This window comes from Pseudomonas sp. St316, from assembly GCF_018325905.1.
Lineage (GTDB): Bacteria > Pseudomonadota > Gammaproteobacteria > Pseudomonadales > Pseudomonadaceae > Aquipseudomonas.
Genome location: NZ_AP021901.1, coordinates 1,994,573 through 2,021,294, shown reverse-complemented (window position 1 = coordinate 2,021,294; position 26,722 = coordinate 1,994,573). Strand labels below are relative to the sequence as shown.

Annotated in this window: 23 protein-coding genes and 2 pseudogenes; 5 read left to right on the top strand and 20 right to left on the bottom strand. The window is 56.7% G+C overall.

Annotated features, from left to right (window positions below):
• Positions 1 to 2: 2 nt before the first annotated feature.
• The gene (locus KI237_RS09130) at positions 3 to 1,352 is read right to left on the bottom strand and encodes an IS110 family RNA-guided transposase (RefSeq protein WP_126587413.1); all 1,350 of its coding nucleotides are present in this window, start codon (positions 1,350 to 1,352) and stop codon (positions 3 to 5) included.
• Positions 1,353 to 1,391: 39 nt separating this feature from the next.
• Complete coding sequence (locus tag KI237_RS30400) at positions 1,392 to 1,829, bottom strand: transposase (RefSeq protein ID WP_249410712.1); 438 nt, start codon at positions 1,827 to 1,829, stop codon at positions 1,392 to 1,394.
• A 492-nt stretch (positions 1,830 to 2,321) separates the two neighbouring features.
• Between KI237_RS30400 and KI237_RS09120 the strand changes: the two are divergent.
• Positions 2,322 to 2,842, top strand: a pseudogene (locus KI237_RS09120) (cation:dicarboxylate symporter family transporter); the annotation flags it as partial.
• 216 nt (positions 2,843 to 3,058) lie between these two features.
• Here the strand turns inward: KI237_RS09120 and KI237_RS09115 are convergent.
• The 6 genes from KI237_RS09115 to KI237_RS09095 form a co-directional block, all read right to left on the bottom strand.
• Positions 3,059 to 4,018: a hypothetical protein gene (locus KI237_RS09115; RefSeq protein ID WP_126587301.1), complete on the bottom strand. Its 960-nt coding sequence runs from the start codon at positions 4,016 to 4,018 to the stop codon at positions 3,059 to 3,061.
• A 793-nt stretch (positions 4,019 to 4,811) separates the two neighbouring features.
• On the bottom strand, positions 4,812 to 6,569 hold the full coding sequence (locus KI237_RS09110) for a UvrD-helicase domain-containing protein (protein ID WP_126587303.1): 1,758 nt from the start codon (positions 6,567 to 6,569) through the stop codon (positions 4,812 to 4,814).
• Positions 6,566 to 8,014, bottom strand: coding sequence for an ATP-dependent nuclease (locus KI237_RS09105; protein WP_249410749.1), 1,449 nt, complete (start codon positions 8,012 to 8,014; stop codon positions 6,566 to 6,568). The genes KI237_RS09110 and KI237_RS09105 overlap by 4 nt, the downstream gene beginning before the upstream one ends.
• Before the next feature lie 29 nt (positions 8,015 to 8,043).
• Positions 8,044 to 8,457 carry an ATP-dependent nuclease gene (locus KI237_RS30395; protein ID WP_249410711.1) on the bottom strand — a complete coding sequence of 138 codons (414 nt, stop codon included), beginning with the start codon at positions 8,455 to 8,457 and terminating at the stop codon, positions 8,044 to 8,046.
• Positions 8,458 to 8,797: 340 nt separating this feature from the next.
• Entirely contained in the window at positions 8,798 to 8,977 is a 180-nt protein-coding gene (locus tag KI237_RS09100) for a hypothetical protein (protein ID WP_126587305.1), read from the bottom strand.
• 224 nt (positions 8,978 to 9,201) lie between these two features.
• A protein-coding gene (locus KI237_RS09095; protein ID WP_376741864.1) for an IS3 family transposase occupies positions 9,202 to 10,421 on the bottom strand; the annotation gives its coding sequence in 2 pieces (ribosomal slippage) (positions 9,202 to 10,076 and positions 10,076 to 10,421; 1,221 coding nt in all).
• 127 nt (positions 10,422 to 10,548) lie between these two features.
• Between KI237_RS09095 and KI237_RS09090 the strand changes: the two genes are divergently transcribed.
• Together KI237_RS09090 and KI237_RS09085 are read left to right on the top strand one after the other, a co-directional pair.
• Positions 10,549 to 15,144, top strand: a complete 4,596-nt coding sequence (locus KI237_RS09090; RefSeq protein WP_212799537.1) for an NACHT domain-containing protein — start codon at positions 10,549 to 10,551, stop codon at positions 15,142 to 15,144.
• A 182-nt stretch (positions 15,145 to 15,326) separates the two neighbouring features.
• On the top strand, positions 15,327 to 16,793 hold the full coding sequence (locus KI237_RS09085) for a glycosyltransferase family 9 protein (RefSeq protein WP_212799536.1): 1,467 nt from the start codon (positions 15,327 to 15,329) through the stop codon (positions 16,791 to 16,793).
• A 6-nt stretch (positions 16,794 to 16,799) separates the two neighbouring features.
• Here KI237_RS09085 and KI237_RS09080 read toward each other — a convergent pair whose 3' ends face one another.
• From KI237_RS09080 to KI237_RS09035, 11 genes are all read right to left on the bottom strand, one after another.
• Positions 16,800 to 17,576, bottom strand: a complete 777-nt coding sequence (locus KI237_RS09080; RefSeq protein WP_249410710.1) for a glycosyltransferase — start codon at positions 17,574 to 17,576, stop codon at positions 16,800 to 16,802.
• Entirely contained in the window at positions 17,573 to 18,706 is a 1,134-nt protein-coding gene (locus KI237_RS09075; RefSeq protein ID WP_212799534.1) for a hypothetical protein, read from the bottom strand. The genes KI237_RS09080 and KI237_RS09075 overlap by 4 nt, the downstream gene beginning before the upstream one ends.
• Positions 18,703 to 19,557 carry a histidinol-phosphatase gene (locus KI237_RS09070; RefSeq protein ID WP_212799533.1) on the bottom strand — a complete coding sequence of 285 codons (855 nt, stop codon included), beginning with the start codon at positions 19,555 to 19,557 and terminating at the stop codon, positions 18,703 to 18,705. The genes KI237_RS09075 and KI237_RS09070 overlap by 4 nt, the downstream gene beginning before the upstream one ends.
• Positions 19,554 to 20,582 (bottom strand): radical SAM family protein, encoded by a 1,029-nt coding sequence (locus KI237_RS09065; protein ID WP_212799532.1) that lies wholly within the window; start codon positions 20,580 to 20,582, stop codon positions 19,554 to 19,556. The genes KI237_RS09070 and KI237_RS09065 overlap by 4 nt, the downstream gene beginning before the upstream one ends.
• A gap of 80 nt (positions 20,583 to 20,662) precedes the next feature.
• Positions 20,663 to 21,892 (bottom strand): AAA family ATPase, encoded by a 1,230-nt coding sequence (locus KI237_RS09060; protein WP_212799531.1) that lies wholly within the window; start codon positions 21,890 to 21,892, stop codon positions 20,663 to 20,665.
• A 28-nt stretch (positions 21,893 to 21,920) separates the two neighbouring features.
• The gene (locus KI237_RS09055) at positions 21,921 to 22,064 is read right to left on the bottom strand and encodes a hypothetical protein (protein ID WP_164488184.1); all 144 of its coding nucleotides are present in this window, start codon (positions 22,062 to 22,064) and stop codon (positions 21,921 to 21,923) included.
• 31 nt (positions 22,065 to 22,095) lie between these two features.
• Complete coding sequence (locus KI237_RS09050) at positions 22,096 to 22,905, bottom strand: ubiquinol-cytochrome C chaperone family protein (RefSeq protein WP_198799710.1); 810 nt, start codon at positions 22,903 to 22,905, stop codon at positions 22,096 to 22,098.
• An 11-nt stretch (positions 22,906 to 22,916) separates the two neighbouring features.
• On the bottom strand, positions 22,917 to 23,273 hold the full coding sequence (locus tag KI237_RS30390) for a hypothetical protein (RefSeq protein ID WP_249410709.1): 357 nt from the start codon (positions 23,271 to 23,273) through the stop codon (positions 22,917 to 22,919).
• Positions 23,270 to 23,551, bottom strand: coding sequence for a helix-turn-helix domain-containing protein (locus tag KI237_RS30385; protein ID WP_249410708.1), 282 nt, complete (start codon positions 23,549 to 23,551; stop codon positions 23,270 to 23,272). The genes KI237_RS30390 and KI237_RS30385 overlap by 4 nt, the downstream gene beginning before the upstream one ends.
• A 179-nt stretch (positions 23,552 to 23,730) precedes the next feature.
• A complete protein-coding gene (locus KI237_RS09040) occupies positions 23,731 to 24,099 on the bottom strand; it encodes a hypothetical protein (protein WP_212799530.1) in 369 nt (122 codons plus the stop codon).
• Positions 24,100 to 24,202: 103 nt separating this feature from the next.
• Positions 24,203 to 25,072, bottom strand: coding sequence for a hypothetical protein (locus KI237_RS09035; RefSeq protein ID WP_212799529.1), 870 nt, complete (start codon positions 25,070 to 25,072; stop codon positions 24,203 to 24,205).
• A gap of 98 nt (positions 25,073 to 25,170) precedes the next feature.
• Between KI237_RS09035 and KI237_RS09030 the strand changes: the two genes are divergently transcribed.
• Positions 25,171 to 26,259 (top strand): helix-turn-helix transcriptional regulator, encoded by a 1,089-nt coding sequence (locus tag KI237_RS09030; protein WP_212799528.1) that lies wholly within the window; start codon positions 25,171 to 25,173, stop codon positions 26,257 to 26,259.
• Positions 26,260 to 26,328: 69 nt separating this feature from the next.
• Here KI237_RS09030 and KI237_RS09025 read toward each other — a convergent pair whose 3' ends face one another.
• Complete coding sequence (locus KI237_RS09025; RefSeq protein WP_249410707.1) at positions 26,329 to 26,556, bottom strand: LysR substrate-binding domain-containing protein; 228 nt, start codon at positions 26,554 to 26,556, stop codon at positions 26,329 to 26,331.
• A gap of 5 nt (positions 26,557 to 26,561) precedes the next feature.
• Between KI237_RS09025 and KI237_RS30930 the strand changes: the two are divergent.
• Positions 26,562 to 26,701, top strand: a pseudogene (locus KI237_RS30930) (DUF6282 family protein); the annotation flags it as partial.
• Positions 26,702 to 26,722 lie beyond the last annotated feature (21 nt).

Here is a 26,722-nt window from a genome sequence, read left to right as displayed (position 1 = left end):
TCCTAAGAAACACCCTCCAGTGGTTGCAGCGTAAAACCAAACTCAGCCGCGCGTCGGTGTAGGCCTTTGACGACTCGCTCGCGATATTTTTGCTCATAGTGATCTGCTCCAGGGTCTTGATAATTCATGCCGAAACGCATGGCGTTGTAGAACAGGATCGCGATCTTTCGAGCGGTAGCCGTGACCGCCTTGGCTTTGCCGATTCGCGCCGCGAGCCGCCGATAAAACGCCCCCAATGCGGTATTGGTTCTGCCGACCGTCACTGCGGCTAAGCGCAGATGGGCGGTCACTCGATTTTTGGTCTTGCGGGTATGGGCCGAAAGTACCTTGCCGCCACTGATGCGACAGCCGGGTGCAAGGGTGAGCCAGGAAGTGAAATGGTGACAAGTCCGCCATCGACTCAGATCCGTGCCACACTCGGCGACCAGCCGAAGAGCCAGGTAGGGGCCGATGCCGTGGATCTGGGTCAGATCAACACCGACCAGTTGATAGAGCAAGGTACGTACATCGAAATTGAGCGCGTTGGGTTGCCGAGTGTTATGCCGTGGTTTTGGCAGCGGCTCAGCGGGCAATGTCTTTTCCTGCGAGAGCTTAATCAACGTTTGTGCAATCTGCTGGTCGCAAACCAGTAGCTGCGCTTGATAAGCGTCATACATGGACAGCGCCTGCGTCAAAGCGAAAACGTGCTCGGGCTGGTAGTTGCCGACCAGCGATGCCTCAATCACATCAACACCTGCCTTGCAGCGCTTGTCACTCAGCGCCGCTAACGAGGAGGGGTTGCGCTCGCCTGCGACGATGGCGCGAATTATCCGCATCCCCGACAAGCCGGTGATATCGGCGACGACGTGATGCAATTGCAGGTTCATGTGCGTGAGAGCTTTTTGCATGTGCTGAATATGCGCCGCGGCATAATCGAGATGACGCTCCCGCAGCCGCAAATAGCTGCGCAAAGCCGAAATCTCACGATCAGGGTGAAAGCTGGCTCGAAGCAGCCCACATGCATGGAGTCGTTGAATCCACTGTGCATCATTCACATCGGTTTTGCGCCCTGGCACCGCACGGGCATCACGCGCATTGGCGAGTACGACCTGAAGGCCGTGCGCTTCCAGTATTTCGTAAACCGGAATCCAGTAAACGCCAGTTGATTCCATGGCGACCGTCGTTATCCCAAGACTTACCAGCCAGTTGGCCATGCGCTCGAGATCGGCAGTGAAGGCCTGGAAAGTTTGAACGGATTCTTTGGCCAGGTCTGCAGGAACGGCCACCACATGAAAGCGTGAGCCAATATCAATGCCGGCTGCGTAATCATGAATAACCGGTAACCCACGCTGCTTCAGATCATGCTTTTTCATGAGCACCTCCAGTCAAGTTGAACTGGACGGGGACTCGGATCAAATCACCTTCCTAAACGGGGTCACGGAACGTGCCACCACTAACGGGTCCGCAGCTTCCCCTGGGTCAAGTTTTTTGACGGGGACTAAGCCTCCAAAAAGCCAGCGACCACTGTCCAGTAAGATCAGTGTAGAACGCAGTGTTTCTAATCCAATGGGCCGCGGAGCGCCGGGGAGGCGGTTTTTTAGGATTTCAATGTCCAGGTCTTTTTGTCTGAGCAAGGCTTTGAGCTGCTGGATCTCTCGCTGATCAGCGGTAATCGCCTTGGCCCCTTCCGGGGTCGACCCCAAGCGCTCTTTTCGAACCTGATCGACCCAACGGCGCAAGGCCGTAGGGCCAATATCCAGGCTGGCACAGACCTCAGGGACCGACTGTCCCTCGTCCAGCACCATGCTGGCAGCTTTGAGCTTGAACTCACTGGAATAAGATTTACGCATATCCAAACACCTCAGATTTGGGCGCCATCATAGCGCCCGATTGAAGTGTCCAGAATCATTAGGCCAGTTCACCTTCTTGTACTCATGTCGGGTTGATATGTACGTACGACTCGTGGAGCGGTTAGATAAACACCCGATACTACCCCCGCCTCCCCGCCTCTCCCCAAACGCCGACCAGCGGCTTCATAGGAACCTAGCTTTAGACACTAGAGAAGCGAGCTCAAGGATTGGTGGGTCATATTTTGATCCTCCCACAACGATAGCGACAGCAGCCCGACCCGCAGATCAAGCACAGCTTCGTAGGCGCTGAATGCTCGGTAAGCCTGCTTGTGTTGGATGAAGCACAGCAGAAGCGCGGTCATCTAATAAAACCACAAGGCCATCCGATTCCTTTCGCGAGGAGCGCAGAACAGCCAGCCCGTCACAATGCAGTCGACATCTAGCAGGATTGATTGCCAGTGATCTAAGAACGAAGCCTGTCCAACGTAGGCGTTCGAGTTCATCAACCTGATCATGAAATTCGCCCCACTCGGCGCGTTCGGCTCGGAGGCGTACGCGATCGGCAGCAACTGGTCGGCGGTGCTGATGGTGCTGATCAACCTAGTGCTGGTGCTACCCACCGGTCATGCTTCAACCTAGACGGCATGTCCATTTACATGTCGCTGTAGTGCTGTTCATCGTCAACGCCTACGGCGTGCCGATGAGCTGGGAACAACGCCTGGGCACCATCGCCATCATGCTGGTCACCTCCAAAGGGGCGGCGACGGTGTTCGGTGGCAGCTTCGTGGTGTTTGCCGCAACGGTCACGGCGATCGGCCTGTTGCCGGTGGAAAGTCTGGCGCTGCTGTTCGGCGTCTACCGCTTCATGGTCGATGGCGATCGCCACCTGCAACACCATCGACAACAGCGTGGCAAACGTGGTGGTGTCGAAGTGGTCAGGCGAGTTCACTGAACAGACCGCCAGGGCTGAATACCACCGAGTGTTTGGCCGCAGCCCAGAGGCAGCGCTCTAGTCGCTCATCGGTGTGCAGCAGTTGTCCTGAAGACCGTTCATGACGAAGGGCCGGCAAAGGGCCCTTTTTTGTATTCTCTCCAAAATCACTTGATCAGCTAAGTCTCAAGCATTGGGCGTCCTTCTAACCGAATTGGCCTGCGTGACGTATCCGACCGCGAGAGCTCAAACATTCGTGGTTGTTGATGAAAAGGCACATCTGCATGGGGGTAACGTCTCAGTCGTTGACCTTGAGGGGTTTGTACTCACACTTTTGTCGAGAAAAGTCGGTAGGTATCACCACAGATGCTTCAAAGAAGGTGCCAAAGTCAAAATCCTCTAGAGCAAAAGGCGCGACCAATACGGACTCCTGTGTGTTCCCAAGAAAAACGACCGGCTTGGAGGCTTTCACGTTGGCGCACTCATGCGAGTAATTGAAATCAAGTGCATGGGCCATCAGGTAGATTTTCTCTGAAATTCTTGAGTCATTCAGTTCTTCCTTCGACCAGCCCGAACCAAAAAGCAAAATCACACTGGACACACATATGAACAATAACGAAAACAGCGGCGGTAGTTCTACATCGCGGTCCGTCCACTTGGCTTTAACCCAGGTCAAAATAATCAGAAAATGAGCCAAGGCAGTTATCGTTGCCAAAGCCAATACAAAGGGGATCAACAACTTAAAGAGCACGAGCCCTGTAGTCAGTACCAATGTGACAGTGAATGCCGATGCGTCAACATGAAAAACACTGTTAACTAAACCTGCCGCTCGACCTCGAGCATAAAATATGACGCCCGACAAGATAATCGACACGATAAATTTTGTGATGTAAAAACCCCATAGCGATTTGACTAAGGCCGATCGTTCCAGCGATACACCAACAAAAATCGTACACAGCGTCACGCCCCACAATTGCAGCGTTAATCGGTGGTGCTCTATCCACTCAATATCACTGTTTCCCCATTGACCGATGGCCAAGAGTACACCGACTATACCGATCCCCCCCATGGCCCAACTGAGATTATAACGATGCTTGTGCTGCTCCCGTTCTTGCGCGATTAGAAACTCCGTCAAACGATGACTGATGCTACGCACATAGTATTTTAACGATTTTACAGAATTGCTAGACAGATCTCGCTCGTCTCCTTTCAACTGGCGATGGATTTCCTCGAGACTCCGTTCAATTTCTTTTGTCATTTTCAGTCCATTTGCTGTGTGGATCCTGCTTGTTTTTTATAGAGTATTTGAGCGCCCCGCGATAGTGAGCAATGATCCAGTTGCAGAGATTCGCGACTCAATATTCGGGAGCTGAAACTAACTTGTCAGAGTGTCGAGCTCGTTACTTGCCCAGACTCTCGAATTGGGTACTGACTTTTGAGCCTGGTGATTGATGCCGCTCAGCGGCACTTTCAATTTGGCCGGCCACGTGGCGGTGGCACCCTACTTGAACGAACCTATACCCGTTCCCAGTCTCGAGGATCATCCGGTAGTCCGAGGGTGGATGTGTCCACCAGTTCAAACGTTTCTGGATGGAGTACGGAGCTGGTGGCGTCGTTTAACAAGTCATCAATGGCGTGCAGGATGCTCTGATAACTACCTAGACTCTCGTGATCGAACATTGGATGAAATCTGCCATCTACCGCTTGAGCAATGTAGAACGTGCCGACCCGTGTCCTGTATTTCAAAATCGTGCGCATGTGCTGGCTTGCCCGCGTTGTCGGTTGAAATGGAACTGATCCAGAACAAAATTAGCAAAACGCCACTATGGCGTCCACCCTCCGATCTGCGCGGCGGAAACGGTGCGAGGCTGCTCCGGGGAAGAAAGTGAACGCCTCAAACCGCGAGCCCGCTAATCATTGTTACTTTCGATACACAGCCACCTGGCAGGACGGTATTGAGAAACAATCAGACATGAAAACGACTGCAGGTAGCAGCGAATCCGTTGCCCCTGCGAAACATTATCCAAGCGCGACGTTTTTTGACTGACGGATTATCGCTGAGCTATATGAAATCCGAGCCGCTGAAGTGTGGTTCGCTCTGCGGCTTTCAATTTCTTGACTGCCCAGACCAGGAGATTTCTGGGCCTCGAACTCGCCACATAGGCGAGCCTTGCCGCTTCTAAATTCTTATCACCAATCCAATCCGCCCAATGTGACTGATCCCCTCGCCTGGAAGCTGAGACCAGCATTGTCGCTTCGTGGGTTTCGCCTTTGATCTCATGAATTGTTGCCAACCGAATGCTGCTCTGCTGCAACGCCACCAACGATAGTCTCTGAGTGACCAATTGCTCACCGAGCCCCGCTGGGGAGCGCAATCCAAGTGCTACCAGTGGTGCAATTGCTACGGCAATATCGGCGATGACAAAGGCCTGCTTTGGCAGTTCATTAAGACGAGCTTTGGCGACCCTGCACCACCCGCGCCAGTGCTGACCTGCGACCAAGGCGCCTGTGCTTGTGACAAATGCCAACGCCTGATGAAGAAATAAACGCCACTCCAACTCGGACTCGACATCCACAGGGCAGTGGAAGGAATTGGGTTTTACTGAATACTCCAACTTGCTGGCCAGCCACCCTCCAAACAGCGCAAGCGACTTCTGGATGGCGAATGCCGAATCATTACCTGCCAAGGCGCAGGCCAGTGCCAAACGCTCGGTATCGTTCAGGTCATTGGCACCGCTGCAAAACCGGCTCAGTGTCGAATGACCGCGCGAGACGATCACCCGGTTCGCGTAGCTGTCACTGAGGCTCATAAACAGCGGCATCGCTTCCGAGGGACAATCGTCATACTCGACAATCACTGGCGCAGCCGATTGAATCGTTGGATTGCCGTGAATTTTGCTCCCCGGTACTAGTTCGGAGCAGAGGTCGACAATGGCCTGAGAACTGCGAAAATTCTGACACAACTGCAGACCGGTGAATCCATGAGCTCGAATGAAATGCATGACACGTGCGGGATCTGCATGGCGAAATCCATAGATCGACTGGTTGAGATCCCCCACGATGTGCATTTTCACGCCCAGCCCGAGCAAACCCTCCAAGATGGTTAACTGCTCTACCGAAAGGTCCTGACACTCGTCGATCACCAGAAATGGATATCGCAGGGCCAGTCGTGCGCAAAAGGCGGACAACTTTGCCTCGTGCAAGATCTGGATGGCGAGATGTTCAACATCCCTATATGTGGAAAAACCTGCCGCCTTGAAACGTGTCTTGGCCTCCCTAAGGTCACGCAATTGCCAATCGGCCAATACAACGGCGTTCAGCTTGCGGTCCAGTCCAGGCTCCCCCGTTCGGAAGACAAACTTACCCGTTGCTAGATCCAAGTCGTACTGATTGGCGGAAACGCGGATGTGTTCGATGGCGTATTTGGTTTTGAAGTACACCGTTGACGAGGCGTCGACCAACCTCAGCCGGAAGTCGCCGTTTTTGCCAGCATATCCGGTGAGCCGATGGGCCACGGGCGCCACGACACAATTGAGGATGAAGCTGTCAATCGTCGACACCCAGTGCGGGTAGGCCAACGGAGCCCGTTGCCGATGAGCGATTAACCGGCTCTTCAGTTCATTGGCCGCGCTGTTGGCAAACGACAGCAGTGCGATTCCTCCCGGATAGCCCTGCCAATCCTCGATTTCGCGTGCCACCTTCGCGGCAATTACCTCGGTTTTCCCGCTCCCTGGACAAGCCTCCAAGTAAATATTATCGTCAATGGAGGAGCCGAGATATGCCCGTTGCTCGTCGCTCGGAAAGATCATTCAGATCCCTCCTCAGCAATAGCGCACGCCCAACAGATGGCCTGCTTGATATAGCGCGGTACGGCAAAGACGCAGTCACCCTGCTCGAGCTTGTCGGCCAGTAGCTGGGCGTAGAGCCCCTTTCCCATGCTGGTAGAATCAATACGCTCCAGAAGCTCGTAGGCATATTCGGCTTTCTGCACCTCGGTCAGGGCCACAAAGTCGGCCGCGAGCATCTCCTTGAACGCGGCCTTGACGGAGCCATCGGTGGGCCAGTTGTCATACGCCACCTGCAGCATCAATTGCAGATTGCCTGCCGTCATCGCCAAGTCATACTCAAAAGTTTTAAGGACGCCACTAAACAAGCGCCCGTATTGGGATGTCGCAATGGTCGGAATCAGGCCCAGCGCGGGATTTGTTCCTGCGGCCAAATTCCCTGGATACGGTTTGATAGCCACGTCGACCAACTGCTCCTGCACCCGCACCTTGTGGGTTTTGGCCGGATCGTTGTCGGTGAGACCTGAGCAGGGAATAGGCAGGTTACGGCTTCGTAACTGCCCATCGACCTCACAAAACAGCTGCATGAAATGGGCGAAATAGATGCCGTTGAGATTGATGACGGACACCCCGTAGTCTTCCAGGGTGTTCAGTCCTTGGCCGCGATTAGCAAGCACGATTTTCGCCAGCTCCGGCAGTGCAATGGCCTCTGCCACGCCCTCGACAAGGATGACGCCTTTCGAGAAAAGCAGGTTGGATTTGGTGACATCCAGCCAGCGGTCGATAAATCGCCGACTCGGTTCCGCTAGGCCGCAAAAACGCGCAGGAACGGCGAGTGGTTCGGCTCCGCCGTTGATATGGATAATGTTGTTGATGGAGACGGCCGACGAAATAACAGTAGAGTGGGTAGTGATTACTACTTGAATATTCTTGTTGAGGGCCACCTCCTGCAGGTGTTTTAACAGCCTGATCTGCAGTTGCGGATGCAGGTGAGCTTCCGGCTCCTCAATCAACAGCAGCTTATGCAGTGTGCGCTCCCCCGGCCCCTCGCCATCCTCGACGACCAACTCGGCGAGAATGGAGGCGATGTAGAGCAGATTGTTGTAGCCAAGGCTGTTTTCATCCAGCGAGCGGAACTGCGACAGTTCGGCGGATGACGCGTTCGGAAAGTACAGCAAACGCAAGCCTTCGACGATCCTGGTGAAGTTGGATTCCGAAAACTGGATCGTGGTGTTTTGCGACAACCTTTCTCCGAGGGCGGCGCGTAGACTACTGGAGATCAGGTCATTCGCCCGTTTAATGTCTTGTTCAGCCGCTAGCTGGGAATTGAAGTCGGCGACTTTTACTTCAAGCGGATGCAACGTTCTGGTTTTAGCACATGCCTGTAGCTGGTCTTTGCACAATGCCTTCATCAGCCGGGATAATCTGGACTGTCGCCCCTCTCGCAGCTTCTGCTCCGCATCACGCAACGGTGGCAAATAGATGCAGTGAATTAGCTCTAGCGTCTGTTGATTGAAGCCCCCCGTCCTGATTGCGCCCCCCAGAGCTCCTGGCTGTAGCGACCGCGCAACTCGCGGTTGAGCACGGTCAGATTGAGCACCGCTTCGTCCTGCTCACCACACCAGGAGTCGAGAGCTACTTTCTCGAAAACACTGAGATCGCCAAACGTCGCCGTGATGGCGAAACTGGGGGCGGGCACCGCGTCTAGCTCGAACGACTTGTGAAAATCGCGCTCGTTGATCGAGCGTTTACCCGACTCCGAATCCTGGAACAGCTGACGCAACGCGTTAATCACGCCCGTTTTGCCCGCCCCATTTTCCCCAACCAATACGTTCAACCCTTCATGAAACTCAACCGTGAAACGCCTGCCGAAACTCTTGAAGCCCTCAATCTCTAGCTTTCTCAAGTACATTAAATCTCATCCCTTCAACTTAACGTTTGGCAGGTGTGCTGGGGTGCGCTCACCTGGTGGTAATTGCCAATGTCGCCAATTGCCAAGGGGATGTCCATAGGCCATTAGTCGCTAAGTTGTGACTAGACTATTTAGGGCACTCCAAAGTGCCCCCCCAGAGTTGATGTCATATCAACCCCTGGCCGTGACGTTTAGACGAAATTTTCCAACAACATCCTGATTCACAAGTTGAAGTCAGGGACGGTCACTCACTCAAGTGCCTGATGAAACCCCATGGGCATCCATGGCTGGTTATTCCCCGTCCTTCTTTAGAGGCGGCGGAATGAAGTAATAATTCGTGTTACTCGACATCGGTCAACAGTCCGTCGCCTCCCGGCTCGTTGCTTCCATCGTTTGTCGGAACTTGCAGCAGCAGTCCACCGCGCAGTACCACGCGGATGGCGTTGACCTCCCTAGTACCTTGCAGGTAACAATCAAATTCAAGGCCAAAACACGTAGAGCCGACAGCCAATGTCTGCATTTGACCGGTTCCTGCCTTTCGCGACCAGCTACAATCGACCCAAAGCTGGCGATGGCGACAGGTAGAAATCGGCCAGTATGAGACATTCTTTGCTTTTAAAAGCCGGAGGTCCGGAAAGTTGTCTTCTGCAACCGACACTTCTTCCGAGCCTAGCCAAGAGGTGGAGCAAAGCGTTCCCCTGACAAAGTGGACTTGCCCCTACAAAACCGGACACCAACTCCCTGTTAAATTGATGCTGCCGCCAAGCGCCTGAACTCCCTCGGCGAGCGATATTTCAAAGCGCTGTGCGGATGCTGCTCGTTGTAATGTTCGAAGGCAATTGCCAGGTTACGCAACGCCGTTTCCCGATCCGGTTTGGGCATGTGCGCCACGTAGTCACGCTTGATCGTCTTCACGAAGCTCTCCGCCATCCCGTTGCTCTGCGGGCTGCGAACTGGCGTGGTCACCGGCTGCAAACCGATCTGCCGAGCAAACAGGCGTGTCTGTTCGGCGGTGTACGCCGAGCCGTTGTCGCTTAGCCATTGCACCGGCGTGGTGGGCAATTGATCACCGAAGCGCTTCTCCACGCTTTCCAGCATCAAATCGCGGATATCATCGCCGCTGTACCCGGTCGGGCTTGCCACCCAGCCGATGGCTTCGCGATCACAGCAATCGAGGGCGAAGGTCACGCTCAGTTTGGCGCCGTCCTCGCAGCGGAACTCAAAGCCGTCCGAGCACCAACGCGTATTGCTGGTTTTCACGGCAATACGGCCTTCGTGCCGACGCGGCACGCCGGGCTGTTTGAGTCGACGCTCCAGCAGCAAGTTGTGATCACGCATGACCCGGTAAACCCGCTTCACATTGATCGCCGGCAGCGAATGGGTTTCACGTTCCCGACGCAGTAATCCCCAGACACGACGGTAGCCATAGCTGGGCAACTCGCTGACCTGCTGTTGGATTTCAACCACCAACTCAGCGTCGTCCACAGGTCTGCTTCGCCGTGTCTTGGGCGATACCGATTGCTTGATTCGAACCGTTAATTGCGAGCGCGCCACACCGAGACATTCGCTGACCAGCTTCACTGGTCGTCCCCCGGCAACAAGGGTGAGTGCGCAATCCATTTTCGCGACCGGGCGATCTCCACGGCCTCTTTGAGGATTTCGGCTTCCATCGTTTTCTTGCCCAGAATCCGTTGCAGTTCACGGATCTGCTTGAGCGCATCGCTCAGCTCGGAGGCCGGCACCACGGCTTCGCCAGCACTGACCGCCGACAGGCTGCCGTCCTGATACAGCTTGCGCCACAGGAATAACTGGTTGGCATTGATGCCGTTGCGTCGAGCGACGACCGACACACTTTGCCCTGGCTCAAGGCTCTCGCGAACCATGGCCAGCTTTTGCTCTGGACTCCAGCGGCGTCGCCGCTCCTGGCCCAAAAGCTCCCCACTCTTATCGTTGCTATTAGTCATAAACATAACCGTTTGCCTATCCCTTATCGTAAGGGGGAAACGGTGTCCTGTCTTTCATGGGGCTCGTTCACAAAGCTACGCCCCCTAACTCCATTGGCTGCAACACTTGTGGAACCGTCATTCCAGCATGAACACAGCAGATAAAACGCACGCGAAGGCTCTACAGGACGCCCTTTTAGCCCTCGATCCTTCAGGCCCAGAAGGATTTGAAGGGTTACTCGGAGTCGTACTGGGTCAAATTACAGGACAATCTTTCCGTCTCGCAAAGTCAGGTACACAGCGAGGACGAGACGGCGATTCGGCGTTCGATGGCGGGGCCACATATTTCGAGGGCAAACGCTACAAAGAAGGCCTTTCGAAGAACGATATTTCGACGAAGCTTTTCGACGTTGCGAACGACGACACCGGGGTGGTGGATCTCTGGATACTCGGAGCAACATGCGAGGTGGCATCCCAAACAGTCGAAGACGGGCGGAAATTTTCGGCCAAGAACGGCTTCGGCTTCACGGTATTGGACTGGTCAAATAACGATCTCGGGGCACTGCTCGTAGCCACTGTTGCGGCAGGTTTAAAATCCAAAGCATTTATCGAACAAGGACTTACCGGAAAACTTGGCTCGGTCCTTATCGCACCCGCTATCAAAGCAATCGACCACTTTGAAAGACACGGGGATTATCCCTCAAGGCTGAGTGCGCTCAGAAAATCACTCGCCACAGACGTTGGGTTGGGCCACGCCAAGACGCTCAACCAAGAATGGCTGGGCCGGTTGTTCACAGACAAAGTGCAGGCGCGCGCCGAGCTCGGCCAACCACTCTCCCCATTTGATCCGTCCGGCCCTTCGGCACTCGACCGACCTGAGCGTGCGCTTCTTACAAAGGCATTCTCCGGAGCTCCAGAAAGCGAAATCTACGCAATTGTCGGTGAAGAGGGAGTCGGAAAATCCTGGCTGGCTGTCCAGAGCTGGAATCTGTCCCATCCCAAATCACTTCTCGTTCTGTGTCCTGCTGACGATTTGACCGGAGATGATGCAGAAGACTTTGATGACTTCCTAATTCGCAAACTGATCTATCAGACAGATGGAAATGTTACGCCGCAAGTGATCGCGCGCTGGCGGCGCCGTTTTAAAGACTGGCGCACGAACACTCCGGCAAGCTCCGTCCGCGTAGCCCTCATAGCGGACGGGCTCAACCAGCCGCTCAAGTCGAATTGGGGGCGTTGGCTCGATCGCGCCGCGCTACGCTTAAAGGAACTGGGCGGCTGCCTGGTAGTCACCACCCGTACGCCGCACTGGGCGTATCTCAAAAAAACGCTGTTTTGTGCAGTAAGGACGATCACGCTGGCCGAGTGGTCCATCAATGACGTGAAACAGATATTGGGAAGTCGCGGCATCGACTTCTCCAACACCAGAATTGAGGTTCTCGAATCCGTTCGGAATCCCAGACTTCTTGGTATCGCTATTGAGCTGATAGAAGCCAAGGCCATCGAGCTTTTGGATGAGCTAAGCGTCGGGCGGCTGCTCTTTGAGCATATGCGCAGAATGGAGCAGCACGGAGCGGCTACAGTTTCGGCGCCCGCATTCGCCGACCTTTTGAAAGACCTCGCAGCTAAGGTAGTGGCTCGAGCGAATGCGCAGAATACGGATGATCTTAGGCTGTTCGATGCCGTCCAAGAAGCCCAACTCGAAGCTGTTGCATCGAGCCGGTTCTTCTCCTCGGTGAAAGGAAGCGCATCACAGTATGAGATAAAACTCGATGGTCTAAACCTGGCACTCGCGCTCTACCTCGTCGGCCAACTCGAACTCGAGTTGCGCAACGAACGCGACCCGCGAGAAAAGCTAGCGACAATACTGGAACCGATCAGCGCACTTGATGAAACGGCCAAGGTTATCTTGCTCGCAACGCAGATCGCTTGCCTTGAAGATGAAACGAGCCCCGAGATACGCTCCGCGCTGATCGAAAAATTCGTATCACTGCAGAATCTTCCGAACAGCCAGGCCGACGCCTTCGCCGTGCTAGCAAAATCGGCCCCGCTCGCTTTCCTGCAAGCCGCTGAAAATGTATACCTGTCTCAAGAACACATCGCCAGCAAAGAGTGGCTGCTTTACGCGCTACTCAACCGGCGCGACGAGCCGGGAATTTGGCAGCACATTTTGGAATCTACGAAGCGTTGGCTTTCCTTCTATTCGCTTGCACCAGAACGAGGGATGCACCGGACGTCGGGCCATGGATCTGTCACTCATACTGACGAAGAGCGCAATAAAGTCTTGGCTAACATTCAAGTACGTCAGGCTGCCCTCACTGAAGCCGAGCGATCCTTCATGACTAGGAACCTCGTAATCGCTCCGCACCCTAGGTTCGATGGTATAAGTCGCTTCGCTCTCTATCTTCTGGCTGGTATGCCGCTAGAAGAGATCGCAACCTATCTTGTCCGTTGGCGGTTTTCTGCCGCACTCAATTCATCAACGTCGGTGCCCTATGCAGAATTCGAGCAGCTTCTTCACTACAACCGCGCCGATTGGGAGGAGACTCGATCAGCAATCCTGAAGGGATTGGAGGCGCTGCTGGCGGAACACTCGTCCAGCGTGGGGGCGTGGACACGCGTTGGCATCCTGTACGGCACCGGGGATGTCGGCGACGCCGAAGAGGGGGCCCGTATCCGCGGTGAACTCACACGCGACCAAGAACGCTTTGAAGGCTGGTCTATAAAAGAAAAATACAGCGCTGTTGATCCCTGCAATCCCGATACCGTTGAACCAGAGAACGTTATCGCGACAGCCCAAAACTATCGACAGATTGACCCAGAAAAAATTGCCATGAGCCGGGGAATGGCCCAAGAGGAACATTACTTCCGCGGCGCTCGGGCCGGTGTCGCACGCTTCGTACCTGCTGACGCGATACACACGCACCGAGCACTCGCGAGCGAAGTGCTCGGCCGTAGCGGGCATGCGCGACTTCAGGGCGTATTGATGCTTTTACGGCATAGTGCGGCCCTCACAAAAGACCTTGCCCAGCGCTTCCTTTCGGCCAGTGTAGCTAGCACCGCGTCGCATAAAGACGGGCAAGACGATCGGGACGAATTCCTTACGGCACAGTTTTCCGCGATCATCGCATTGCCGCATTTTACCGCCGACGAGCAGCTCGACGCGATCATAAAAATGCAGGGCGAGACCCTCCTACTGGAGCTGCTCTCATGCGTGCGCAGCGCCAAACCGGAAAAAGTGGAACAGGTGCTGGAGGGTGTTCAGCAGAGCGGAAATCAGCATGCGCAGACAGCGGTTCTTGCCTCAATCCACTATTCTAAATCGCCGCTCACACCGCGCGCTGTCGGTATTGTCAAAGGCTTCATCCGATCTCCACTAAAAAATCTCCGGCATGAAGCGCTCGCCCTCGCCGCATCGAGCGGTGACACCTCATTACTACAGGAAGTCATAGATAGTGGATGGAGCGCTGAAAAGCCGAACAAGCGCGACAGCAGCTTCGAGGAGTGGCACGGGTCCACCGCGATATTGAAAGCGTTGGAAGCGGGCCTGATAGAGACGGAGTCCGCGCTTGATCGAATGAACGTGTCCCACTACGGGTTCGCCGCCGAAACGCTACCTGCCGAACAGAATGATGCCATCGCCGCTCGCATCGAAGCCGCGCTTGTGAAAGCATTGGACTATGAGGGGGATGTGGAGTTGCCGGAGATTGAGGCTGGGGCGCCGACAGTGTCCGACCTCGCGCCTCCCCTAGTTTCGTTAGCGGAACGGGCTCCATCGGAAAACGACTTCGCATCCCAGATGAATCGGCTTTCGGAAACGGAAGAACAGTTCGACGAGCGCCAACGCCGCATGAACAATGCCTATGAACGCTTTGTCGGTGAGCTTACGGCTGTTGAAGCAGACCTAATACTCTCCGACCTCACGTTCGACGGCATCAAATCGATCATCGGACAGGATGCTGATCGCGATCAGCGCTGGCTCCGGATGTTGGTCGCCACCTCCGATCGAAAGCTCCGTCATCTTCACCACGTCGCCCTGCAGGTAGCGGTCGCACTCGGCACCAGCGGCAATCTCTTAGCACCTGAGTTCATTACCCGAATTTTGGCATTGGGCCCGACCATACGTCGTGTCACCGGCGCTGCAAAAATCCCTGTAGAGACCATTGTCCTATGGAGCAACACTGCTAACGCGGCGATGGTGGACATATGCAAAAGGCGCCTACGAACACCGCAAAGCGACAGCGACATCGCGCGCGAGGTCATCGCAGCCCATCTCTGCGGAAAGGTGGCAATTCTACAGACCTATATTGATGAACTTCTTGCCACGGACCGGCCGTACGAGACAGCACTTGCGCTCATGATTGCAGGCTTTTGCGACGATAGCGTCCACGCTGAGGCGGTTCTGTCTCGCTTCGACGGCACCGAGGGTTTCATTGGCAAGGCCCACTCAACTGCGAGCGATTCGTATGCAAGGAATCTTTGGGCAAAGACTTGGTATGAAAAGATGCTAAATGCCCAACGGCAGGAGGATTTCTGGAGCGCGTCCATTCTGTTTATGAAGATCGTCGATGGCCGTTTTGACATATGGTCCGAAGCCTCGATAGCACCAACAGCCATCTTCACGGCCTTTATGCCGACGATAAGTCGGGAGATCAGCAACAGAGCAATTAAGGTCCAGAAAAAGCGCCAAGAGAAGCTGTTCGGTGAAAAAGCTCCCTCATCTGTAATGTTGAGTTTTGAATAATGAAGTGCGAAGGCAGAGGCGAAAGCGTGGCCGCTTTCGTCGGTAGGTATCGACTTTGCGAGTGGCCGAGATAAGAGCGCAAAGCCCTGCCTCATCGGCATATTTCACGCGTCTTAGGCCAGTACTGGCAACGGCCCCATGCCATAGATATCATCGCCAGCTATTCCCGAAAGTGTGAGCTGATGCCGATTTTGCAAAACCATCGGAAGTCTATGGCACGTCTGTTGATGCGTTGCCTGGTGGACCGCCAGCTGGCACGTCGCGACCTTGCCCAACCCCTGCATATCGTGCTTCCCCGCTGGGACGCCAAACTGGGCGACGCGATCGTTTCTTCATTCTTCTTTCGCGAAGCGCAGAAGCTCGGTGCCCGGCTCACTGTGCTCACCGTACCGGAGCTGGTCGCCCTGCATCGGCTCGACTTCGGCGTCGACCGGGTCATCCCCGTCACTTGCCCATCCACGTTGACCGGGATGGGCCAACTGGTACGCGAATTGGGATCGGTAGATGTGTTGGTCCACCTAGTTGGCCGTATCCAGCCCCTCGAGATACTGTTCATCCGCTTGCTTAAACCTGCCCGGGTTTACTCGCTGGACGATGCTTTACACTGCGTCAGCGGCAAACTGGGTGAAGCCACCGCCCAGCTTAACGTGGTCGAGCGCTACGCCCGGGTCCTGCTCGATCTCGGGGCGACCCGGATCAACCGCGACTATATCGTCCCGCTTCCCGAACGACAGGACGGCAACACCGTCGCGCACATCCTGGTCAATCCCTATGCCAGCCGACCTGACAAAAGCCTTGGGTTCGCCAGAGCGCTCTCGCTGGTCCGTGCACTGGCGGATGCCTGGCCGCAGCACCATATTGGCATTCTGTGCAGTCCCGCCAGCCGTGCCGAGGCACTGCAACTCGAGCACGCCATCGCCCGCAGCAACGTCCGGACACTGTTCGAACTGGATACGCCCCGCGCGGTCGCGGGTGCCATCCAGCGGGCCGGGGTGGTTGTCAGCGTCGATACCGCCATTGTCCATATGGCCGTCGGACTTAAAGCGGCATTGGTCGCGATCTATCCAGCCAGTAACTTTTTCAATCCCTGGCTGCCGCCGCTTTCCCCCCGTACCCGGGTTGTCTTCAGCCGCCAGGAACCACGTCAGTACCCGCATACCGGCAGGAAAAACTTGAACGAATTCACTGATGTCGACGTGATTCAACCCGTCACCGAACTGCTCCAAGAGTCGATCGATGCGGCCCTCGCAGTGGATGCGCATATCGTTTCAGGCCTGGGCGTGGCCAATGGCACGCTGGCCCGCCAGCTGCCCTTGATCAGCCAGTCTTTTCCTGAAGTCGCCGATTGCCATCCGGGCACGCTGAACCTGCAACTGTCACGACCGCTGCGTTTGATCCATCCTCATCACCGCAGCGCTCCGCTGGCTTGGACACCGAGCGGACGTACCAGTGAGGTGTTCGACTTGCTGCGCATCGAGCTGGAATTCGACCACCTTGCCCACCGCGTGCCGGCCTGGCTGTACGTCGCCCACGGCTCGCCACACCGGCAGACCCCGACGGTGCACGAGGTGATCGCGACTCGCCTGGAGCTAAACGGGGCCCAACGTTGCCGCGTGCACCTGCCGGCGCATGCGGTGGAACTGGCCTGAACACCCTCAGCCGCAGCGTTCGATCAAGCGCTCACTCTCCCCCAGCCAATAGCCACGATCGGGTTGGATATGCAGGAAGATGCGTGACAGCAGGGTACCCTCGTCAAGGAATTCCGCCACCGACTCGTCGCGTGTCACTGTCCGCTTGAACCAGGTGTTGTACAGCTTCAGCAGGCTTACGTCATGGAGCAGGAAATCACTCACTGCAATGTCCGTGCGCCTCATCACCGCGCAACTGTCGAAGTTGTAAACCGGTCGATAACCCGGGTCGCATACCGAGGGCGAAATTGGCACCAGCTGATGCGGCGACCTGGCGACAAGCTCCTTGATCCCTCCCGGGTTGCCCCAGGCATGTGTCTCGACCGCGAGCCCGGTCGCCAGTGCCTCAGCGAGATCGGCGTTTCCCGGCAGTGAGGCGAACAGGCATTCGCTGTGCCAGTGCAGTCGCTCGTCGAGTCCCGTCGGGAACAACAGGGAGGTCGGGTCGCGCAGCAGGATGCTGTCCGCGTCGATCCAGGCCCCGCCATGGCGATGAACGTAAGCCATGCGGATGAAGTCGCTCCTGGCGACGATCGCCTCGATCCCCTTGTCCATGCTGAAGGTAAGCGGCTCGAAGCGCCAATCCTTGCCGAGGATAGAAGCATCTATGCAATGCTCCAGGCTGTCCGGGGTTAGCAGGGTGAAATGATCCCCCAGCGCACGCTGCATGGAGACCAGAGCCAAGGCGATCCACGGCGGCATGCACTGCCCCGCCGCCGTTTCCCAGTAGCTCACGTAGTTCACACGCACAACGGGGCCCTCTCTGCCGTCACGCCGCTACTGCCCAGCAGCCCGAGGTTCTCCAGGTAATGCCGCAGCAGCGTCAGCGAGGGTATGCATTCGGCCTGGCGCAGGAACTCGTTTCCCAGGGCCGCCTTGTACAGCCGCAACCAATTGGCCGCCGGCACCCGCGCCAGGAATGCCGGCAAGGCTTGGTAGTTGTCCGTCGAAAACAGTAGACGCAACGTGCGCAGGATCGGTTGGTAATCCGCGGCCCCAAGCAGTTTGGCCAATGTGTCGTCCAGCTGATGGCTGATTTCCACCATGTTCAGGCGCTCCTCGACGGTGGCATCCGCCAGGGCGACCCGCGGATCGATGGCAACCGGGTAGATCGCCTGGAACGAGCGGGCACCGGCTAGCAGGGACTCACGCAACACCTTGTCGGCAGTCGACCCCGTCACCAGTACATCGTCGCCGAAGATGACGTGCACACCGCTCCAGCGATAGAAGTTCTCCGCGGGTATCACATGGTCCTGGACAAGATTGACCCGCTCGCGTTCTTCAGCACTCAGGCTCGCGTAGTTCTCGCAAGGAGGGGCGATGCGCGGCAGCTTGACGTTGATCAGGGTGGGGAGGCCCATATGGGCGAGCTTGATGTTTATCTCCTCAACCACGATGTCGTAGAGCACGTTGGCCGTCGAAGGCACGTTGCGCCAGCCAGTGGTCATCAGCACCACATTGTCGTTGAGCTCCCGCGCGCTGGTGAACAGCCGTGCCCAGTGCGATGCCGGGTCATCCAGCTGCCGCTCCAGATAGTTGATCACCAGGCCGGCTAGAAAACGGATGTCCTTCTGGCTGCCGTACTTGGCACGGCTGTAGATGGATGTCAGCGCGGAGGCGCTTGCGCCATTGCTCATGTCGCGGAATCCGTTGGTGCAGTCGGGCGTCAGACAGTTCAGGGCATGACCACCGAGCACCGCGACATAGCTGTCCATATCGATCAGGTCTTGCGCAAGCAAGCCGCAAGCGAATGCGCGCAGACCTCCTTTTACGTCCTCCGCCTGCGGCCGGGCCACGGCCTCGCGAAAGCGCGCCAGCTGTTCGTCGACAGGCGCCTTGGCGAGTAGTTTCCAGTCAATCGATCGGGAGTTCACGGGACAATCCTTGTATCGGTGCCGGACGACAGGCTGAAGAAGTCTAGGGGCATGTCGATGCGTCGACGCCCTTCGAAGTAGCTGATCCGGTCCAGGCCCAGCGGTTGCAGTTCGTCGACCAAAGTGCGGATACCTGCCCCCGCGTCCAGCGGATCGTGGGCGTCTGAACCTATGGTGAAGGCCGCGCCGTGGGCGATCAGTTGGGGCAGCAGGGTGCGTGATGGATAGCTCCAGACACCCTGAACCTCACGAGTCGAACCGGGCAACAGGCTCGACTTGCGAATGCCCGAGGCATTCAGTTCGTAGGCCACACCATTGCGGGCGAACAGCGGCAGCAGCGGTTCCATCCGGCGCAGCACTACGTCTTCCGCCACGCCGCGCAGCAGCGTGTCGGCGTGCCCGACTGCGTCGAACAGCCCGCACTCCAGCAAGGCTTGCAGATGGGCGAAATAACGGTCGAGAAAGGCCGGGGCGGACAACCGGGCCAACTCCCAAACCTTAGCCATGGTCTCGCCCGGCAACTCGACGTAGTGGATCGAGCCGATGGCGAAATCCAGCTCGTACCGGGCCAGCATCTCGCGGTTGTAGGCATCCACACCCGGCATGTAGTCGAACTCCAGTCCGCGCAGGATCTTGATCTGCCCCTGGTGCTCCTGTCGTGCCCGCTCAATATCGGCGAAATAGCGCTCCAGTTCCGCCTCCAACAGGCGATTGTCGCTGTCCACCGGGAACGGCGCGTGGTCGGTGATGGTGAGGATCTTCACTCCGGCCGCGATTGACGCCCGCACCAACTCATCCACCGTACCGACGGCATGCTTGGAATAAAAGGTATGGCTGTGGGAGTCGATCATGCCGGCACCATTCGTTCTAACAGACCATCGTGATTAGCCAGTTCCTTGACCAGCCAGTAGGGGTTATTCGCCTTGCGCAGGATCTTGTGCACCAGTTCGAGGTCGTCGAGACGCGCCAGCAGGTCCCTCAGCGGTTGGCTGTAAAGGGCGCGGACCAGGGGCGTGTCGCGTACATGGCTGGCCAGTCGCTCCCAGCAAATCCGGTCAAAGTGGATATTGCCCAGGCGCTGGTGCTCGATGCCGTACAGATAGACGTCACCATTAGGTTTCACCGTCAGGTCGATGCCGTTGGCGTGGGGAGGCGGGTTGAGGCTGCCGAGGGTGAAGCGCTTGTTGACCCGGGCTTCGATCGCGTCGATGTAGCCATGCAGGTCCAGGTAACCTGGTGGCGTGTCGGCCGCCGGGTGGACAAGGTTCTTGTAGTCGATACCGAACCGTTCCTCGCCGACCACCAGCGTATCTTCCAGGGCGTTGCCCGGGACTATCTCGGCGTCGAGGCCCCAGCGCGCCAGTTCCTCCCGTAAGTAGTCGCGGGTGAACTCCCGATCAGTGTCGATCGAGCGGAACGAGAAGCTCAGCCCGGCCGGTCTGTTTCGTCGCAGGTAATCCAGACTGAAGCCATGAGCCCGCCATTTCACCTTGTCGATATGGTGGCTATCCGAGCTCAGGCGGATATTGCAGGTGTCGCCGCGGCTGACCACGATGCGATTGGTGGTGTCATAGAACTCCGCCATCTTCTCGTGGGGAAAGAAGCCGCTTGTGATGAACTCGAAACGCTTGCCGCCTTGGGAAAGCTCGAGAATCTCGTGGAAGACCCTGGCGTTGTTGAGGGGTTCGCCCTCTCCGCTGATGGAGATGCGCTTGACGTCGGGGGCGTTGATCAGCGCCGTCAGGTTCTCCCGGGCGAGGCTCGATAACTCCATGCTCATCCCCGTCTTGTGCTTGTCGGCGTACATGCAGAACGTGCAACCGATGCCGCAGATTTGGGTGATATCGATGTACAGCAGGTGGCCTTTCAGATCCATCTTTCTTGACTCGTTGCTAGCCTGTACAAGCGCACAGGCGTGGGTTGCACATGACCGGTAGGCACCGGTCACGTGGGGCATCAGTAAGGCTGCAATACCTGCAGTTGCGGGATCTGCACGGAGTCGCGATGGACCACTGTATGCAGTACCCGATCCTCTCGGACCGCAGCCATGTCCGGGTAATCGCTGTAGTGGTCGTTGCTGATCACATAGGTCTCGACATCGAACTCCGCGGCGACCAGCACCGGATGGTCGGCGGTGAGGGTGGGCGGCATAACCAGTACCCGGGCCTGCGGAAACATCGCTTGGAGTGCGTTGTCGCTCATATCGAGCTGGCGGCGGATGCCCGGATCAAAGACCAAGGTCACGCCATAAGTCGCAGCCAGGTGAGGCACAAGTGTCTTGAGCACCTCCAGACCGATGAAGCGCCGTTTTCCGCCCGCTTCGTTCAGGTAGCAAAGATTATTGCCATCTACCACCAAGTTGCGGATTTCGTTTTCTAGCAGGCGAATGGTGTCGCGCAGGCGCCGCTTGCGTTTTTCCTCTTCCCGTTCCAGTTTGCGCTGGTGGAATTGCCGGTCCTTCAACACTCTATCCGGACCGCGCTGCCCGGCACCAAAACGAGCTTCGCAATCGTCATGGACCATCTTTCTATCGAATGGGCTTTGCGCGTTGTCCAACTGGTTGATGAAGCACTGGGCATCGATGATGTCCCGCTCCGTCGCCCGCAACTGGTCATGAGTAGTTTTCCAATTGCGATACACCTCTCCGGCCACAGCCTCCCAGTGGGCGCTGGCCTTTCTGACTTCGTCGGCGACGCCCTGCAGGCGTTGCACGTCGTTGTCCAGTTGCGTGATGGTGGCCTTGGCCTGCAATGAATCGAAGCCCCGGTAACGCCGCGAATTGGCGCTCAGGCACAGCTCCTCCCGCTGGCTTTCGCCGAGGCCGGATACCAAGCCCTCTAGCCGACTCTTGAACTGCGACAGCCGCTCCTGCAGGGTGCTGACCTGGCGCTCAGCCACGCGCCGTTCACTGGAAAACCAGTGCAACGGCGACCAGCCCGCCTCGGCAACGCCCTTGGCGCTGTTCAGCTCAGCGCGGCTGGCCTTGATGCTCTGTTCCACCCTTGCAAGCTGCTCCCGCGCGGCGAGAGTTTCCCGTTGCAACTGAGCGAGCCTGCTATGGTTGCTCTCCTGGTCGAATCGCTCGAACCATTCGAGGTCGGCACGCAGATTCTGGATGTCTGCATTGATCTTTATGATTTCCCCTTTGAGGGATACCAGTCGCTTGGCGTGATGGTTGCTGTACACGGTTCTCGCTCCTACTCAATCCGTTGGTTCAGGTGGCGCTCTGCGCGGCGCGTTTGCCGGAGGCATGCACGGCTTTCGCCGCAAGGTTCAGCGCGACCACCGTGGCCGCGCCAGCGGCGAAGCAGATGACGTTGGTCAGGAGAAATTCGAGAGGGGAAATCACAGGGTTCATTGACTCACTCCTTGGTCGTCTAAAGTGAGCATCAGGCGCCCAGTCGTATCCCGCATTTGCCACAGAAGTTGGCGCCGACCGCGACTATCGCGTGGCAACCGGGACAGGTGGGTTTGAGCAACATCTTCTGGCGCATATGGCCGATCTGGATGACGCAGGGCACGGTGACCCGGTACGCCGGGCTTGCTAGGTCGAATGCCGTCCAGATCCCGGTGATGGCCCAGCCCACCGGGCCAGCCAGCACTGCTAGACCACGACCCAGGGTGCTCGAACCCGCCAGCACCACGCCACGCCCTACCAGGCTGCTCATGGTCGCGCTGGCGACCACCGCCGCCACGTTGTAGGAAGCCAACCCGGAACTACCGAGTGAAGCCAGCAAAGCCGCCAATGCCCCTGGCCCCATGCCGGGTCGGTACGCCAGTCCGCCCAGGGATTCGAACAGTGTTTTGCGGTCTTCCTCGCTCATCCGCGCCAGGGACTGGGCGAATACCTTGGTGATGATCGCCATTTCCATCTCGGCGCAGCTGGCGCTCGCCTTGTTCTTCGCGCCGACGTGCCCGGCCACATCAGCCAACAGCTCGCGGTACGGCACACCACTGCCACCGCGGAACAGGTTGACCAGTGAGTTGCCGCCAAAGCGGGTCAGCTCCTCGGCGAAAATAGCCCGGGTCGACTCGCCGACACCCTTGTCCTTGTCGGACATCAACTGACGACAGACTGAAGATGACAGGGAGATGCGGCCCTTGCCGTTGTCGGTGATCACATCTATCAACAGGCCCACGTCGTCGGCGCTGGCACTCATCAATACATCGGCAAGATCGGGGTCGTGAATGATCGGCATCCCGGCACTCCTTATTGTTCGCTAGAAGAAGGATCGTGTGGCGTGGTCTGGCTGACCCAGGCGCCCGCTATCGCGGCCAACCACTTGCGTGGGCCGGATTTTGAAATCTCGCGCAGCATCAGCGCATCGAGCTTGAGACATGCGCGTCTACGCCACTCATCGCGGGCATTGGCCCGGGCAACTTCCGGCGAGGCACCCACAATACTGGGGCGCCGATCCGGATGGACCTTGCATTCGCGCAAGACCTTTTCCACCGGATTAATCTCTTGAAGCCGCTCATCGGCCTCCAACTTGTGAGCTGCAACCAAGTAATCGCCACTGTTGCCGATCGCGCTGGCCAGCAGTGCCCAGTCCTGGGGCCGCATCAACAGAAAAGCAGGTGGTACCCCAGAGCCTGGGCAAGACGCTCGATAGTGCTCAGGTCCGGGTTGGCATCGCTACCTTGCGCTGGTGATTTCAGGGCCCGCAGCGTGCTACGAGCGATGCCGGTTCGCTGCTGGATCTTCACTGCGGACAAGGGCCCGGGGCCGTCGGCATCGTGTTGCGTTTCCCGCTGCGCACCTGCGACAGCGAGAACGGAGGATAGGTTGCGGCTAAACCATTGGCCGAGCGAAACCTGAATGGGTTGAGGCGTGAGGATATTCATTGCCATCATCTCGCTATTAGATGGTGGCACTTTAGTAATATTTTTAGCGTAGCAACAGGCCTAACTGGAGCGCTGTCACTCCATTCTTAAGATATCCCGATGGTGACTGGAGCGTTGTCACTCCATTATTCTGTGCGTTGTCAGGGCGAAGACAACAACGGAGCTCTGTGAATCCAACGCTACGCTTTTCCCGAACGCCGGGCGTTTGCCTTTCTGAGCATTTCATCCAACTGCGCTATGAGTTCATTCGGGTCCAATTCGGTCCAGTTGCCACAATCCGCGGCCACAATCATTTCGGCGAACTCCGGGCTGTACTCAGGTACCCGGTCAGCGACCACGTCGTCGATGAAAGAAGTGAAAAACCAAGCGCCCTCCGCCTCTTCACCAACAAGCCGGCCTTCGACTTGCAAGGTGGCCAATTCCCCCAAGTAAGCACCATCGTTCAGGTGTGGGTGAACGCATAGGACAGCAGATTTGAGCGCCGACGAACTAATACCGCTTTTCGCCAACTCGACAATCATGAGTTGCAGCGAGGTCATCTCGGCCATTGGGGCCTCCGATTTAAGTTAGTGGGGGCGCAAGGGCGCAGGACGCCCCCTCGCCTCCTCCAGCAGGGTGACTTGTGAGATCGTTTCACCAAAGCAATGGTGGTCAGTCGTTCACCGGCAAGTCATACCCAATACTGAACAGAGCCTGTTCGATGCTGCGAAGTGTTTGTTGGGTTGTTTTACCGACTCGGAAAGGACTCTCAGCACAGAGAGGATGTTTTGCCACTTGGCTGAGCACGTAGCTGGCGTGCATGTTCCAACGTGCGTGATGCGACCCTGAGCGCAGGCGTTTGAACTGTAGACTTCCGATACTTGGGTTACGGCGTTTAGGTGCGAGAGCAGTGGTCGACCCTTTCGCCCCGGCCCAAGGGAAATTAAGCGCCGGCGGAACTTTCGTCAGGCATTTGACATTGCAGTATTTGACCACCAGCAATCCCAATGCAGCGGCTACCCGGCTGTCGTAGATGATGAAATCAGGGCAAAGCAACGAATAGATTTTGGTCATTCCCGAATTGAAGCGCAGCGATTGATTACGAAGAATCGGGGCGTCGGGATCATTGTCTACCAATGCTGTAGCGACATCCGAAATCATCTTTGCAAGGCCAGTCTTGTTGGCTTTCAACCATTCGTTGTTGCGGGAGGTGACACCTCCCCAGGCCATGACGTCGAGGGACGCCTGAAGGATCAACGCATCGCTGCTGCCAGCAGCGATCAAGTCTGCGCGCAGTGCGGACAGCGCCATTTCGTTGCTGGCAGCGCTAACCCCTGGGTTGAACGCGAGGCGGGTATTACCCGGATGATTCCAGCAATACGAGGTAAACGCGCCGTACAGGCTGTTACACGACCACCGTACTCCCGAGCGACGATCAACGTACTCATGCGTGATGAGCGTGTCCGAATCAAGATGACCCGCCAACCAGTCGATGAATTCGGGGACGTGATCAAGCTTAGCGTAGGGGTGTTTAGTGTTCATGAATGCTCCTGTGGGCTGGCATATTCAACGCCCAATTGCGTGCCAGCGGGGCTATGATGCAGTCCTACTAGACACTAGTTTGTCCGAGTTGAAAAATTATGCGAATTATTTCAGATGAAACTGAACACCGAGAAAAGCGGCGCAAATATTTGCGCAAGATTCTCCAACGTGCAGGCCGCGCTTTGTCGACCGAGGAGTTGCATCAAGAGATGCTCGAATGGGCGGACGGTACCGCCAATCCGAGGACAACTCGGCGTGACCTGTTTGAGTTGAAGGCGGAAGGGTTTGTAGAAAAAGTACCCGAAGAATCAGGACAGCGACGCAGAGCGCATCGCTGGAAATTGGGCAAGGGCAGTTTTGACTTGGCGCTTTCGCCGCAAGAATCGATGACCCTTAGCGCTATTTTCCAACATGCTGAACGCTTCGGTTTCTGGATGGACACGAAAGAGCTTACAAAGCTGCGCGAGTACGCGGCCTGGGAGCTGAAGTCTCGATCAGCCCGGCATTTAGTCGCCGAGGGTCGCATCATCACTGGCACGCGGTTCACGGTGCTGGAGCATGGGCAACATGACCATGAGCACCTCAAGCTCATACAAGGTGCAATGATCGACGATCATAGCCTGACCGTGCGTTATAGACCTCGAGATGCCAACGGCGTGGAGTGCTCCTACCTTCTGAAACCGCTCGCGCTCGCGTACCAGGACAGCAACATCTACCTGTCAGCATTTGTAGCAAAGGAGACCTGGCATGGAGAGGCGCCCGATCCTGGCTTGCCAAGAGGAAAGTACAGCAGCAACGGGATTGGTAAAACCTGTGCGCTGATGTTGCATCGGATGGTGGACGTGCGGGTGGCGAGGGATGCTATCCAAGAACCTGAAGGCTATGACGTTCGCTCCATCGAGGTTCAGCGAGACCTAATTTCTGTCCACGCGAACGAGACGATAGAGTTGGTGTTGCGGTTGAAGGAGAACCTTCACAATCGCCTTACGGAAAACGCGCTTGCGGCGAATCAACGGGTCGAAAGAGATGGCAACGGATGGTTGCTGCGTTGTGAATTGCTCGACACTCAGGGGCTTAGATTATTCCTGATGAGCAATGCCGCAGACGTCGAAGTCGTGTCGCCCGAGTACCTTCGCTGTCATGTCCGCGAGCAACTCGAAACAGCGCTATCGCAGTACACGTGCTGAAATCCACTGGAAAGGCTCCCGGCACCTGGGGCAGATTTTGTACATCCATCGCCCCACGCCGCCCTCCCCTCAAATGTGCAAAGAAATGAAATCCACAAAACAGCGCAGCGTGGGCGTGATAAAGCGATTCGGCGGCCACAGCACGCTAAAGTGAATTGTGCGGGTTACCTCCTGGGTAAGCACGGCCCGCAATTCTCCAGACTCAAGGGCCTCCTTGACGGAAAATTCCTGCAGGCAGGCAATGCCCGCTTCCATGGCGGCGTTGAAAAGCATGTCGATGTTGTTGCAGACCAGCATGGCCCGGCTCGGTGGTCGTCAATGAAATTGCCGGTGGTATCGATTTCAGGATGATACAGCGTTCGCTGTGCCACCATGGGGACAGCGAAGCTCGACTGATCGTGCACCTCCAACCGTCACAGGCTGCTCCCACCAGTCCCGCCTCAAGCCCCCACGACCGTCAGCC